The organism is Microvirga sp. 2MCAF35 (assembly GCF_052115545.1).
Classification (GTDB): domain Bacteria; phylum Pseudomonadota; class Alphaproteobacteria; order Rhizobiales; family Beijerinckiaceae; genus Microvirga.
This window is the reverse complement of record NZ_JBFRGW010000004.1, coordinates 141,352-152,924: the sequence shown is the minus strand read 5'-3', so window position 1 is coordinate 152,924 and position 11,573 is coordinate 141,352. Positions and strand designations below refer to the sequence as shown.

Annotated in this window: 12 protein-coding genes and 1 tRNA gene; 4 read left to right on the top strand and 9 right to left on the bottom strand. The window is 64.5% G+C overall.

Going from position 1 to position 11,573, the window contains the following annotated elements; all coding sequences use genetic code 11:
• Window positions 1–234 precede the first annotated feature (234 nt).
• Window positions 235–309: transfer RNA gene (locus AB4097_RS03640), tRNA-Gly, on the bottom strand.
• Window positions 310–636: 327 nt separating this feature from the next.
• Between AB4097_RS03640 and AB4097_RS03635 the strand changes: the two genes are divergently transcribed.
• Window positions 637–909 (top strand): hypothetical protein, encoded by a 273-nt coding sequence (locus tag AB4097_RS03635; RefSeq protein ID WP_442037242.1) that lies wholly within the window; start codon window positions 637–639, stop codon window positions 907–909.
• Window positions 910–1,055: 146 nt separating this feature from the next.
• Here AB4097_RS03635 and AB4097_RS03630 read toward each other — a convergent pair whose 3' ends face one another.
• Window positions 1,056–2,147, bottom strand: coding sequence for a 2'-deoxycytidine 5'-triphosphate deaminase (locus AB4097_RS03630; RefSeq protein ID WP_442037241.1), 1,092 nt, complete (start codon window positions 2,145–2,147; stop codon window positions 1,056–1,058).
• Window positions 2,148–2,355: 208 nt separating this feature from the next.
• On the opposite strand from AB4097_RS03630, the gene apaG reads away from it, so the two are divergent.
• Both apaG and argE read left to right on the top strand, forming a co-directional pair.
• The gene (apaG, locus tag AB4097_RS03625; RefSeq protein WP_442037240.1) at window positions 2,356–2,748 is read left to right on the top strand and encodes a Co2+/Mg2+ efflux protein ApaG; all 393 of its coding nucleotides are present in this window, start codon (window positions 2,356–2,358) and stop codon (window positions 2,746–2,748) included.
• Between the two features lie 8 nt (window positions 2,749–2,756).
• Window positions 2,757–3,929, top strand: a complete 1,173-nt coding sequence (argE, locus tag AB4097_RS03620; protein WP_442037239.1) for an acetylornithine deacetylase — start codon at window positions 2,757–2,759, stop codon at window positions 3,927–3,929.
• A gap of 212 nt (window positions 3,930–4,141) precedes the next feature.
• Here the strand turns inward: argE and AB4097_RS03615 are convergent, their stop codons facing one another.
• Genes AB4097_RS03615 through AB4097_RS03605 form a run of 3 tightly spaced genes read right to left on the bottom strand, consistent with a single transcriptional unit; the run spans window position 4,142 to window position 7,265 of the window.
• Window positions 4,142–5,137, bottom strand: coding sequence for an Hsp33 family molecular chaperone (locus AB4097_RS03615; RefSeq protein ID WP_442037238.1), 996 nt, complete (start codon window positions 5,135–5,137; stop codon window positions 4,142–4,144).
• The gene (gene argF, locus AB4097_RS03610) at window positions 5,134–6,060 is read right to left on the bottom strand and encodes an ornithine carbamoyltransferase (RefSeq protein ID WP_442037237.1); all 927 of its coding nucleotides are present in this window, start codon (window positions 6,058–6,060) and stop codon (window positions 5,134–5,136) included. Before argF ends, AB4097_RS03615 begins: the two co-directional genes overlap by 4 nt.
• Window positions 6,057–7,265, bottom strand: coding sequence for an aspartate aminotransferase family protein (locus tag AB4097_RS03605; RefSeq protein WP_442037236.1), 1,209 nt, complete (start codon window positions 7,263–7,265; stop codon window positions 6,057–6,059). The genes argF and AB4097_RS03605 overlap by 4 nt, the downstream gene beginning before the upstream one ends.
• 371 nt (window positions 7,266–7,636) lie before the next feature.
• On the opposite strand from AB4097_RS03605, the gene AB4097_RS03600 reads away from it, so the two are divergent.
• A complete protein-coding gene (locus AB4097_RS03600) occupies window positions 7,637–8,173 on the top strand; it encodes a GcrA family cell cycle regulator (RefSeq protein WP_442037235.1) in 537 nt (178 codons plus the stop codon).
• A gap of 225 nt (window positions 8,174–8,398) precedes the next feature.
• Here the strand turns inward: AB4097_RS03600 and phoB are convergent, their stop codons facing one another.
• The 4 genes from phoB to pstA are packed head-to-tail and all read right to left on the bottom strand — an operon-like array spanning window position 8,399 to window position 11,571.
• On the bottom strand, window positions 8,399–9,115 hold the full coding sequence (gene phoB / locus AB4097_RS03595) for a phosphate regulon transcriptional regulator PhoB (protein ID WP_442037234.1): 717 nt from the start codon (window positions 9,113–9,115) through the stop codon (window positions 8,399–8,401).
• A gap of 2 nt (window positions 9,116–9,117) precedes the next feature.
• Window positions 9,118–9,831: a phosphate signaling complex protein PhoU gene (gene phoU, locus AB4097_RS03590; protein WP_442037233.1), complete on the bottom strand. Its 714-nt coding sequence runs from the start codon at window positions 9,829–9,831 to the stop codon at window positions 9,118–9,120.
• 28 nt (window positions 9,832–9,859) lie between these two features.
• The gene (gene pstB, locus AB4097_RS03585) at window positions 9,860–10,678 is read right to left on the bottom strand and encodes a phosphate ABC transporter ATP-binding protein PstB (RefSeq protein WP_442037232.1); all 819 of its coding nucleotides are present in this window, start codon (window positions 10,676–10,678) and stop codon (window positions 9,860–9,862) included.
• Window positions 10,675–11,571, bottom strand: a complete 897-nt coding sequence (gene pstA / locus AB4097_RS03580) for a phosphate ABC transporter permease PstA (protein WP_442037231.1) — start codon at window positions 11,569–11,571, stop codon at window positions 10,675–10,677. Before pstA ends, pstB begins: the two co-directional genes overlap by 4 nt.
• Window positions 11,572–11,573: the final 2 nt, after the last annotated feature.

Sequence of the window (11,573 nt, the reverse complement as noted above, 5' to 3'; positions counted from 1 at the left end):
CCCCGGAAGACCACGATCACAAACCGGCCCATCGGCAGGATCCCAAGGATCCCGGCCGCGCCGGCCGCGTCAAGAGCATGAAGCCCGCCCGAACCACACGCCCGGCGGGACGGCGGATATGTCGGTTCCCAAACCGTTTGTCAACCGCCGCACAACCAAACATGGAAAAAGACTGCCTTGGAACCCACACCTAGAAAGCAAAAAGCCTTCATCAGCAATGCTTTTGAGGAAGTTTGGAGCGGGCGATGGGAATCGAACCCACGACATTCAGCTTGGGAAGCTGACGTTCTACCTCTGAACTACGCCCGCAGACACTGACGTGTCCGGCTCCTTGGACCTCTCAGCGGATTTCGCTGATGGCTTTCCGTGCCGCTCGTGTGCCTTCCGTTTTTAGCAAGGTGGTGGCTTCGGCGTCAAACGCCTTCTTATGATCCTGACCCGGAATCGCTACCCGTATAGAATGGATAGGCATTCTGGATTGTCGCTCGGACGTTCATGTCGGTTGAGGGCGCGCGTCGGAACGGCTTCTCCCCACGGACACGAAAAAATCATGGTTCCACGAGCGTGAATGGAAACTCGATAAGGAACCTACCTCGTCCATTGGGTTTGATTTCTCCAAAGAGAGGAGCAAGCCCTATGAAAGCACGTATTCTGTTTGCCGCGATCGGCCTCGCCGTTCTTTCCGTCCCTGCTTCCGTTCAGGCGCAAGGAATCGTACGCGGCGCCGAACAGGGAGCCGCCGTCGGCAATCGTGCCGCTGGTCCTGTCGGCGGGGCTGTCGGTGGAGCGGTTGGCGGTGTCACCGGGGGTGTCGTCGGCGGAGTGAAGGGTGTGCTCGGCATTCCGCAGAGCACCGGCAGTGTTAAGCGGCATCAGACCACCCACAAGAAGCGGACAACTCACCACTAGACCATCGTGCGGACCCTTCAGGCCGCATCAGCGACCCGAAGGGTCACGCCAGCCACAGGTGGACGACGGTTTTCCGCGAAGAACGATGCACTTTTCCAGAAGTGAGCATCGTGCGAGTCCGCACGAGGCCCAGAGTGTCGGTGTGTTCAGCGGAAATGCTTGGAGAGCTTCAGGCCCTGCGCCTGATAGTTCGAGCCGGCGCCTGCGCCATAGAGCACCTTGGGCCGCTCGGCCATGCGCTCATAGACGAGCCGTCCGACGATCTGGCCGTCTTCGAGAATGAAGGGAACGTCGCGGGAGCGCACCTCGAGGACGGCGCGGGCCCCCTCCCCTCCTGCTTCCGCGTGGCCGAAGCCCGGATCGAAGAAGCCCGCATAATGGACCCGGAACTCCCCCACGAGCGGGTCGAAGGGCACCATCTCGGCCGCATAATCGGGCGGCACGTGCACGGCCTCCTTGGAGGCCAGGATATAGAACTGCCCCGGATCCAGAATAAGGGTCCGGCTGGAATCCGCATAAAGCGGCTCCCAGAAATCCACCACGCGGCAGGAGCCGGGCTTGTCTACGTCGACGAGGCCCGTATGGCGCTTGGCTCGGTAGCCGATGAGCCTGTCGGGGCCGAACCCCGCGAGATCCACGCTCACCGCGACGCCATCCTGGATGGACGGCTCGGCGGAGGTGACGACCCGCTCCCGCTCATGGACCGCCAGGAGCTCGGCGTCGCTCAGACGCACATCGCCCTTGCGCAGGCGCAGCTGCGACAGGCGTGTGCCGGTTCGGACCAGAACGGGGAAGGTGCGCGGCGAGATCTCGGCATAGAGGCGTCCGCGATAGCCTGCCCCGATGGTGTCGAATTCCTGGCTCCGGTCGGTGATGACCCGGGTGAACACGTCGATACGGCCGGTGGAACTCTTGGGGTTGGCAGCGGCCGACACATCTTCCGGCAGGGCCAGCTCCTCCTGCAGCTCGGCGATATAGACGCTGCCCGTCTCCAGGATCGCCCCCTTGGCGAGATCGATTTCGTGGAAGCTCAACTGGTCAAGCCGGTCCTGGACCGTATGGTTGCGACCCGGCAGGAAACTGGCGCGGACCCGGTAGGCCCGGCGCCCGAGCCGCAGGTCGAGGCTGGCCGGCTGGACCTGGTCGGAGGCGAAGGGGGTCTCCGGTTTGATGGCTCCCGCCTCGGCAAGGCGCATGATGGCATCAGCCGATTGAATCCCGTCCTTCAACGCAACCATGTCTGTCTTCCGAGGGGCGTAGCCCTCTTTGAATTGGTGAGCCTGAGAGTATCTCTAAGGCTTGTTACGGAATTCTCAATCGCTTTCATGCCCTGGGGATAGTTCCGCGAACCAGGGCGCACGCCCCTCCTCCCCGGTCAATTGACGGGACCCGAAGGCCGCCGTACCACGGGCCCATGGAATTCTTCGACCGGCGTGAGGCAGGCTCATGTACAAAGCTGTGACCCGCGGCATCTCCGTGACGGTGACGCCCCGCTACATGCCCGAAGAATCCTCTCCCGAGCAGGGGCGCTACTTCTTCGCCTACACGGTTGAGATCATCAATACGGGCTTGGAGCGGGTCCAGCTCCGCGCCCGCCACTGGAGGATCACCGACGAGCACGGCCACGTGCAGGAGGTGCGCGGCGCTGGGGTCGTCGGGGAAGAGCCGGTCCTGGGCCCAGGCGAGAGCTTCAGCTATACGAGCGGCTGCCCCCTGCCGACGCCGAGCGGCACTATGCAGGGCACCTACCTGATGGAGACCGCCACCGGCGAGACCTTCGACGCCGAAATTCCCGCCTTCTCGCTCGACATTCCCCGCGCCAAGCGCGTGCTGCACTGAGGTTCTTGATGATTTCCACCGGACAGCGGCTGACGCCGCTCGAAATGCTGGCGAAGCTGGTTTCGTTCGATACCGTGAGTTCGAAGTCGAACCTGCCCCTGATCGAATTCGTCGAAGGCTATCTTCAAAGCTGGAACGTGCCTTACGTGCGCGTGCCCGACGAGACGGGCGAGAAGGCGGCACTCTATGCCACCATCGGCCCGCAGGATCGGGGCGGTATCGTGCTGTCCGGCCATACGGACGTGGTGCCGGTGACCGGTCAGGCCTGGACCTCGGACCCCTTCGAGCTCCGCGTGGAGAACGGGCGCGCCTATGGGCGCGGCGCGGTGGACATGAAAGCCTTCGATGCGCTGGCGCTTGCGATGGTGCCTGAATTCCTGGACGCCAATCTCACGACGCCGATCCACATCATGCTCTCCTACGACGAGGAGACGACCTGCCTCGGCGTCGTCGACACCATCCGGCGCCTCGGGCATGACCTGCCCCTGCCGAAAGCCGCCATCGTCGGCGAGCCGACCATGCTGGAGGTGGTGGACGCGCACAAAAGCGTCGTGACCTTCTCCACCACGGTGCACGGCTTCGAGGCGCATTCGTCGAAGCCCTATCTCGGCGCCAGCGCCGTGATGACGGCGGCCGAACTGATCGCGGAGCTCAATCGCATCGGCGACGAGATGATGGAGCGCGGCGACGCGAGCGGACGCTTCGATCCGCCCTACACGACGGTGCATGTGGGCACGATCTCAGGCGGCACGGCGCGCAATATTCTCTCCAAGTCCTGTACGTTCCATTGGGAGTTCCGCGGCCTGCCGAGCCTCGACCCGCAGGAGATTCCCAGCCGGCTCGACCGGTTCGTCGAGGAGGTGGCCTTGAAGCGTCTCAACCGGTTCGGCGAGTTCGGACGGATCGAGACCGTTCTGCATGCCGACGTGCCGGGCCTCGCGCCCGATCCGGGTTCGGCCGCGGAGGTCCTGGCGCTTCGCCTCGCAGGCAGGAACCACACGCAGACGGTGCCCTTCGGCACGGAGGCAGGCCATTATCAGGCAGCGGGCATTCCCACCGTCGTGTGCGGCCCCGGCTCGATCAACCAGGCGCACCAGCCGGACGAGTACATCACGCTGGAACAGCTCGACGCGGGGCTGGCCTTCATGCGACGGCTCGCGGCCACGTGCGCGAATTCCTAACGCCATCACATCACATTCAGCCCTGATCCGGACAGGCTGACCCGAAATGCGCTGTCAGGCCCTCTCACGTCATCACCGGCCTTGTGCCGGTGATCTCGATCGGAAAGGTGCGCGCTTAAAATAATCGGGATGGCCGGCACAAGGCCGGCCATGACGTTGGAGGGCAAGACCAGTCGGCCATACTGATCATCTCAGTGTGTGTTGAAGCCTTGTTAGTCCGCTGCTTCCGACTTGGCGATCTCGGCTTCCACATCCGCGGGATCCAGATCGTAGAAGCGCGAACAGAACTCGCACGTGATGCCGATGCGGCCGTTGTCGCCGATCATGTCGCGACGGTCTTCCGCCGAGAAGCGGCGCATCATGCCCATGATGCGCTCGTGCGAGCAGGTGCATTCCTCATGTACGTGCTGGGCTTCGAAGACGCGCACGCCCCGCTCGTGGAACAGGCGATAGAGCAGCGTCTCGCTGGAAACGGTCGGATCGACCAGCTCATGATCCTCGATCGTGCCGACCAGCGACTTGGCTTCAAGCCAGGCATCGTCCTCGGACGGCGCGGCCAGATCATTGGAGGGATGTCCCTCCGGGATGTCGCCCGGATGAAGATCGGCCTGACGCAGGCGCTCCGACGAGGAGGGCAGGAACTGGATCATCAGGCCGCCCGCGCGATAGGTATGGCGGCCGTCCTCGAACTGCTCGGCGACGGCGAGGCGCACCTGGGTCGGGATCTGCTCGGACTGGCGGAAATACTGATGCGCCGCCTCCTCGAACCCCTGGCCTTCGAGGGCGACGACGCCCTGATAGCGGCTGCGCTCGGAACCCTGATCGATGGTCATGGCCAGATAGCCCGATCCGAGGAGCTCGCCCGTTCCGGGCGAGGTCGTCCCAAGCGCCTCGAGCTTGTCCTTGTCGAAGCGGGCCGTGGCACGCAGGCGGTCCGGCGCATTGAAGTCGACGACCACCATGTCGATGATGCCGTCGGTCTTGGTCTGAAGCTGGAAGCGCCCCTCGAGCTTGAGGGACGCGCCGAGCATGACCGTCAGGGCCGCGGCTTCGCCGATGACGCGGGCCACCAGGTCGGGATAGCCGTGACGGGCCAGGATGGTGTCGATGGAGGCTCCGAGACGCACCACGCGCCCGCGCACGTCGAGAGGCTCGACCGCGAACGGCAGGACGACGTCGTCGTTTCCTTCAAGCGAAGCTGAACTCATGCGTTTGCTGCTCCAAGGCACCACGCCAGGATGCCCTTCTGTGCGTGAAGCCGGTTCTCGGCCTCGTCGAAGACCACCGATTGCGGACCATCCATGATCTCATCCGTCACCTCTTCGCCGCGATGGGCGGGAAGGCAATGCATGAAGATCGCATCCTTGTCGGCCACGCCCATGAGCCTGCCGTTGACCTGATAGGGCTTGAGCAGATTCTGGCGCCGGAACTCGTCGTCGTCGCCCATGGACACCCAGCAATCGGTGACGATCGCATGGGCGCCCTCGGCAGCCTCGAAGGCATCGGTGGTCACGCTGATCCTGGCCCCCTGCTGTTTCGCCCAGGACAAAAGCTCCGGGCGCGGAGCAAGTTCCGGCGGGGACGCGATCTTGAGGGTGAAATCGAGACGCGCCGCCGCATGGACCCAGGAGGCCAGCACGTTGTTGGAATCGCCCGTCCAGGCAATCGTCCGGCCTTGAATGGAGCCGCGATGCTCCTCGAAGGTCATGATGTCGGCCATGATCTGGCACGGATGCGTCGTCTTGGTCAGGCCGTTGATCACCGGGATCGAGGCGTACTGGGCCAGCTCCGTCACCATGGCATGGTCCAGGGTGCGGATCATGATGGCGTCCACATAGCGGGAGAGCACGCGCGCGGTGTCGGCGATGCTCTCGCCGCGGCCGAGCTGCATCTCCTTGCCGGTGAGCATCAGGGTCTCGCCGCCGAGCTCGCGCATGCCGACATCGAAGGACACGCGGGTGCGGGTGGAGGGCTTGTCGAACACCATCGCCAGGACCTTGCCCTCGAGCGGGCGGTCCTTCGGCTTCTCGCCGCGGCGGCGCTTGGACTTGATCTCCAGGCCGATATTCAGGAGGTGCCGGATCTCCGCGCCGGAAAAGTCGCTGAGATCGAGGAAATGGCGGGTCTTCATTGAATTGCTCCCGGCTGAGAGGCGTTCTTCTGCTCAGCTTCGATGGCCGCGCAGGCGGCATCCAGACGATTGATGGCTTCGCCGAGATCGGCTTCCGTGATGATCAGCGGCGGCAGGAGGCGGACGACGTTGTCGCCGGCCCCGATCACGATGAGCTTCTGATCCCGGGCGGCGTTGACGAAGTCCGTGTTGGGAACGACAGTGCGCAGGCCCATCATGAGCCCCTGCCCCCTCACCTCGGCGATGATGCCCGGATGGCGGTCCTTCAGCTCGGCAAGGCGCTGCTTGAGCAGCAGGCCCTTGCGTTCGACGCTCTCCAGGAAGCCGGGCTCCAAGATGACGTCGAGCACGGCGTTGCCGACCGCCATGGCGAGCGGGTTGCCGCCGAAGGTCGTGCCGTGGGTGCCGAGGGTGAGCCCCTTGCCGGCCTCCGCCGTGGCCAGGCAGGCGCCCAGCGGGAAGCCGCCGCCGATGCCCTTGGCGACCGTCATGATGTCGGGCGTCACGCCGCTCCATTCATAGGCGAAGAGCTTGCCGGTACGGCCGACGCCGGTCTGGATCTCGTCGAAGATCAGGAGCAGGCCATGGCTGTCGCACAGGGCGCGCAGCTCGCGCAGGAAGGCGGGCGACACGCTCCTGACCCCGCCCTCGCCCTGGATCGGCTCGATCATCAGGGCCGCCGTCTGCGGGCCGATGACGGCCTTCAGGGCCTCCAGGTCCTCGGGCGGAACCTGGTCGAAGCCCTGCACCTTGGGGCCGAAGCCTTCCAGGTACTTGGCCTGGCCGCCGGCCGCGATGGTGCCGAGGGTACGTCCATGGAAGGCGCCCTCGAAGGTGACGATGTGGAAGCGCTCGGGGTTGCCGTTCACATGGTGATAGCGGCGGGCCATCTTGATGGCAGCCTCGTTCGCCTCGGCGCCGGAATTGGTGAAAAAGACAAAATCCGCGAAGGTGTTGTCGACGAGGCGCTGGGCGAGACGCTCGCCCTCCGGGATCTGGAACAGGTTGGAGCTGTGCCAGATCTTGGAGGCCTGCTCGGTCAGGGCCTTCACCAGATGCGGGTGCGCGTGGCCCAGGGCATTCACCGCGATGCCGGCGCCGAAATCCAGATATCGCTCGCCATCTCGGCCGTAGAGCCAGGGGCCCTCTCCCTTCTCGAAGGAAAGCTCGGCGCGGGCAAAAGTCGGCAGCAATGGCGATGTCACGGGTTGTCTCCGCCTAGAGAGGCCCAAGGTCGCACCCGGGCCTGAAAAAGAAAGCGCCGCCCCAGCGAGGGCGGCACGGCGGGGATTCTAACGAGGTGCGAGACCCTGTCAATTCAAGAGAAATGAAGTCATTCATCACAAGGAATTTTTACCTGAGGCGAGTTCCTTGGGGAAAACGACAGGGTCCGCTCGGGGACTCTTGCGCCGGAGTCCACCCATCCTGTAACTTCAGGGCAGTCGAGTACAGCATTCGTGCGGCGGCATTCACCCTCAGGAGCGATCCTCGCAACGCGGTCGGACATCAAACCCTGTCCGCGAGGCGTCCGGGATTCTGAGCCTGAAAGCCCGACACGATGGAGGCAGGTTTAAAAATGATGGATGCGGGCGGAACTTGGACGGACGAGCGGGTCGAGCTTCTCAAGAAGCTCTGGACCGATGGTTTGAGCGCGAGCCAGATCGCCGCCGAGCTTGGCAATGTCACCCGCAATGCGGTGATCGGCAAGGTTCACCGCCTCGGCCTGTCGGGCCGCGCCAAGGATGCGAAACCTGCCGCGTCCGTCGCGGCGCGTCCGCGCAAGGCGACCCGCGCCCCGAGCGCCCCGGCCCCGATTGCACCGCAGCCGCACAACAACAACGTGGTGCTGGCTCCGATCCCGCTGCAGCCCGTGGCCGAGGCGCCCGTGAGCTTCGCCGAGGACGAGGTCGCCATTCCCATGTCCGAGCGCGTGACCATTATGGACCTGCGCGAATCCATGTGCCGCTGGCCCATGGGCGACCCGACGAAACCCGAATTCCGCTTCTGCGGCGCCCGCTCGATCACGGGCCTGCCCTATTGCACCCATCACGCCCGCATCGCCTACCAGCCGGTGGCCGACCGCAAGCGTGAGCGGAAGCTGGCGCGCGCTTAAAAATCGGACTTTTGCAACAAAAGGGCCGCGCTGAGGTCGATCAGCGCGGCCCTTTTCGCGTTCCTCTCTCACGTCATCACCAACCTTGTGCCGGTGACCTCGATTGTTTGATACGCCGCGCTTTTCCATATCGGGATGGCCGGGCCAAGCCCATCCAGACATGGAGAGGTTATACGCGTCCTTGAGCAAACGGTGCGGATTCCAAGGATCGCACTCCAGGACGTTTTAGGCGTTCACCGCCTGCTCCTCGCGGGCGAAGGTCTCGTCGAAGGAATAGCCGGCGCCGCGCACGGTGCGGATGGGGTCGGGCCGGCGCGGCAGGTTGATGGCCTTGCGCAGGCGGCCCACATGCACGTCCACTGTGCGCTCGTCGATATAGACGTCATGGCCCCAGACGGCGTTGAGCAGGTGCTCGCGGGAAAAGACGCGGCCGGGGCTCTGCATCAGGAACTCGAGGAGCCGGAACTCCGTCGGACCGAGGTGAAGCTCCTGCCCGGCGCGGCGCACGCGATGGGTCTCGCGATCGAGTTCGATATCGCCGGCCCTGAGCAGCGTCGCAATATGTGCGGGCTTCGCCCGGCGCAGGAGCGCGCGCACCCGCGCGAGCAGCTCCGGCACCGAGAACGGCTTGACGATGTAATCGTCGGCGCCCGTCGAGAGGCCACGGATCCGGTCGCCCTCCTCGCCCCGGGCCGTGAGCATGATCACCGGCAGGCGCTCGGTTTCCGTGCGGGCCCTAATGCGACGGCAGAGCTCGATCCCGGACAGGCCCGGCAGCATCCAGTCGAGCAGCACGATGTCGGGAACCTGCTCGCGCAGGCGGATCTCCGCTTCGTCGCCGCGCGACACGCCGTCAACCTCGTAGCCTTCCGCTTCGAGGTTGTAGCGCAGAAGCAGCATCAAGGGTTCTTCGTCCTCGACGATCAGAACGCGAGGTCCCATGGTCAGGCTCCAGGTGCGACCGTCGTGTCGATGGAGCGATCGTTCTTGGGCCGGTCGATGGCCAGCGTTTCGCCCGTGACGAGATAGTGAACGGTTTCGGCGATGTTGGTGGTGTGATCGCCGATGCGCTCGATGTTCTTCGCGCAGAAGAGAAGATGCGTGCAGAACGAGATGTTGCGCGGGTCTTCCATCATGTAGGTCAGGAGTTCCCGGAACAGGGAAGTGTAGAGCGCGTCGATGGCGCCGTCCCGCTTCCACACGTCGAGCGCCTTCGCGGTGTCCTTCTGCGCATAGGCGTCGAGCACGTCCTTGAGCTGCCCGAGCACGAGGTCGCTCATGTGCTGGAGGCCGACGACGATCTTCTGCGGCTGGAAGTCGTCCCCGATGGCGAGCGCCCGCTTGCCGATGTTCTTCGCCATGTCGCCGATGCGCTCGACATCGCCGGAAATGCGGATCGCCGAGATGGTCTCGCGCAGGTCGACCGCGAGCGGCTGGCGCCGGGCGATGGTGAGAATGGCATTCTCCTCCACCTCGCGCTGCAGCACGTCGAGGCGCTTGTCGGAGGCCACGACCACCTGTGCGAGCGTCTTGTCGTGGCGCACGAGTGCCACGATGGAATCGACGAGCATCTTCTCGGCGATGCCGCCCATCTCGGAGATGCGCTGCCGGAGACCCTGCAGGTCGTTGTCGTAGGAGCTGACGATATGCTCCGCCATGGGATAGGCCTCCCTTGAAGCGCTTCGGTCAGCCGAAGCGGCCTGTGATGTAATCCTGGGTTTGTTTCTTGGTCGGGTTCATGAACATCCTGGTCGTGGGTCCGAACTCGATGAGTTCGCCCAGATACATGAACGCCGTGAACTGCGAGATGCGCGCCGCCTGCTGCATGTTGTGCGTGACGATCACAATGGTGAATTCCGAGCGGAGCTGCTCGATCAGCTCCTCGATCTTGCCCGTCGAGATCGGGTCGAGCGCCGAGGTCGGCTCGTCGAGCAGGATCACCTCCGGCCGCTGCGCGATGGTGCGCGCGATGCACAGGCGCTGCTGCTGGCCGCCCGACAGGCCCATGCCCGATTGGCGCAGCTTGTCCTTCGCCTCGTCCCAGAGGGCCGCCTTGCGCAGGGCCTCCTCGACACGTCCGTCGAGTTCGGATTTCGGCAGCTTCTCGTAGAGTTTGATGCCGAAGGCGATGTTGTCGTAGATCGACATGGGAAACGGCGTCGGTTTCTGGAACACCATGCCGACGCGCGCGCGCAGTTCGTTCACGTCGATAGAGGGTGAAAGCACGTTCTGCCCGTCGAGCAGGATCTGACCGTCGGCGCGCTGCTCGGGATACAGGCTGTAGATCCGGTTGAAGGTGCGCAGCAGGGTCGACTTTCCGCAGCCGGACGGGCCGATGAGGGCCGTCACCTGCCGGTCGTGGAAATCGATCGAGATGTCCTTCAGGCTGCGGAAGTCGCCATAGTAGAAATTGAGGTTCTTGACGGCGATGCGCACGGGAGCGCCGGTATCCGCAGCCGCCGCGTTTCCGATGGCGCTGCTCGTGTTGAGGGCAATCGTGCTCATCGGACTTTATCCTTCCTCAGGATGAGGCGCGCCACGACGGACAGCGCCAGGATCGACATGGTGATGATGAGGGCACCGGCCCAGGCAAGCTCGCGCCAGTTTTCGTAAGGCGCCAGCGCGAACTGGTAGATCGTGACGGGCAGGTTCGAGACACCGCCCATCAGCGTCGGGCTGAACCAGAAATTGTTGTTGAGGGCGGTGAAGAGAAGAGGAGCGGTCTCGCCCGCGATGCGCGCGGTGGCGAGGATCACGCCCGTCACCATGCCGGCGCGGGCGGCCTTCCAGCTGATCTTCACGATCACTTTGGACATGGGCGCGCCGAGGGCGGCGCCGGCTTCGCGCAGCGAACCCGGCACGAGGCGGAGCATGTCTTCCGTCGAGCGGACGATGACCGGGATGGCGATGATCGCCAATGCGACGCCGCCGGCCCAGCCCGAGTAGCCGCCCATCGGCTGCACCATCAGAATGTAGACGAAGAGGCCGATGAGGATGCTGGGTGCGGCGAGCAGAATATCGTTCACGAAGCGAATGACCGTCGCCAGAACCGAGCCCTTGCCGTATTCGGCCAGGTAGGTCCCAGCCAGCACACCGATGGGAGTCGCCACCACGATGCCGAGCGTGGTGAGAACGAGGCTGCCGACGATGGCGTTGGCGATGCCGCCCCCCTGCGTTCCGGGCCCCGGGGTCGTCTCCGTGAACACCGCCGGCGAAAGACCGCCGATGCCTTCATAGAGCAGCATCAGCAGGATCCAGCCCAGAACGAAGGCTCCGAGCAGGGTGAACAGGGTGCAGGCGATCTTGAGCACGCGATCGGCCAGATAGCGGCTGCGGCGCACACGCCCCCAGGGAGCAGGCATTGCAGCCGAGGCCTGATTGTGAACCACGGTGTCCATCC

What these genes read in the sequence shown, in the direction of transcription:
- AB4097_RS03635 (WP_442037242.1), top strand. Translation starts at nt 637, where the DNA reads ATGAAAGCACGTATTCTGTTTGCCGCGATCGGCCTCGCCGTTCTTTCC.
- apaG (WP_442037240.1), top strand. Translation starts at nt 2,356, where the DNA reads ATGTACAAAGCTGTGACCCGCGGCATCTCCGTGACGGTGACGCCCCGC.
- phoB (WP_442037234.1), bottom strand. Translation starts at nt 9,115, where the DNA reads ATGGGACCTCGCGTTCTGATCGTCGAGGACGAAGAACCCTTGATGCTG.
- AB4097_RS03600 (WP_442037235.1), top strand. Translation starts at nt 7,637, where the DNA reads ATGATGGATGCGGGCGGAACTTGGACGGACGAGCGGGTCGAGCTTCTC.
- AB4097_RS03630 (WP_442037241.1), bottom strand. Translation starts at nt 2,147, where the DNA reads ATGGTTGCGTTGAAGGACGGGATTCAATCGGCTGATGCCATCATGCGC.
- pstA (WP_442037231.1), bottom strand. Translation starts at nt 11,571, where the DNA reads ATGGACACCGTGGTTCACAATCAGGCCTCGGCTGCAATGCCTGCTCCC.
- AB4097_RS03615 (WP_442037238.1), bottom strand. Translation starts at nt 5,137, where the DNA reads ATGAGTTCAGCTTCGCTTGAAGGAAACGACGACGTCGTCCTGCCGTTC.
- argE (WP_442037239.1), top strand. Translation starts at nt 2,757, where the DNA reads ATGATTTCCACCGGACAGCGGCTGACGCCGCTCGAAATGCTGGCGAAG.
- phoU (WP_442037233.1), bottom strand. Translation starts at nt 9,831, where the DNA reads ATGGCGGAGCATATCGTCAGCTCCTACGACAACGACCTGCAGGGTCTC.
- pstB (WP_442037232.1), bottom strand. Translation starts at nt 10,678, where the DNA reads ATGAGCACGATTGCCCTCAACACGAGCAGCGCCATCGGAAACGCGGCG.
- argF (WP_442037237.1), bottom strand. Translation starts at nt 6,060, where the DNA reads ATGAAGACCCGCCATTTCCTCGATCTCAGCGACTTTTCCGGCGCGGAG.